Source organism: Aminobacter sp. P4_D5 (assembly GCF_056401815.1).
Window position 1 is genome coordinate 1 of the sequence record NZ_JBFUIP010001105.1, and the last position, 579, is coordinate 579.

At 68.2% G+C, this 579-nt stretch carries 1 protein-coding gene; it reads right to left on the reverse strand.

Annotation, left to right across the window (positions count from 1 at the left end; all coding sequences use genetic code 11):
- Positions 1 to 576: peptidoglycan recognition protein family protein (locus AC1DWF_RS36925; protein WP_476843388.1), on the reverse strand; the 576-nt coding region annotated here is incomplete at its 3' end.
- Positions 577 to 579: the final 3 nt, after the last annotated feature.

The window sequence follows — 579 nt, forward strand, 5'->3', positions numbered from 1 at the left end:
GAAGATTCCATCGGCATTGGGCAGGCCCAGCTTCTGCTGGAGCAGTTGGACGTCACTGCCACGCGCTCCTCGCCGCAGCGTGGGCCGGCCGGCGGTGTCGACGGCCGGAATGAGAGTGGGCGGTAGTGCCGTGCCGCCCATGATGGCCGCGATCCCGGCGCGGAACTCGATCATGTCGAAGGTAGGGTCGATCTTCCTGCCCGCCGGCAGGGCGTATTCCTTGTGCCCGCAGCACATGATCGACCCCGCGCCGATCTTCGTCAGGATAGCGGCGATGCCGCGCCGGTAGGCGTCCATCTGCACCGGGGGCCAGGGATCGGAGGACAGTCCGGTGTTTTCCGCTTCGATGCCGATGAAGCTGGAATTGCCCGTCTCGATCCCTTGCCATCTCCCTGCGCCCGCATGGTTGGCGCGGCCGGCCGCCACCACGAAGAAGGTCCCGTCGCGGCCGAGGCAGAGTTGGGCGAGCGGGCCGGGAAGGTCGGACCGGCCGTTCGTGACAACGTTGAGGCTCGGCATGATCCCCGTCTCCGGGCCGGCCGTGTGGTGGCAGATGACCCCGCGGACCTGGCCCATCTC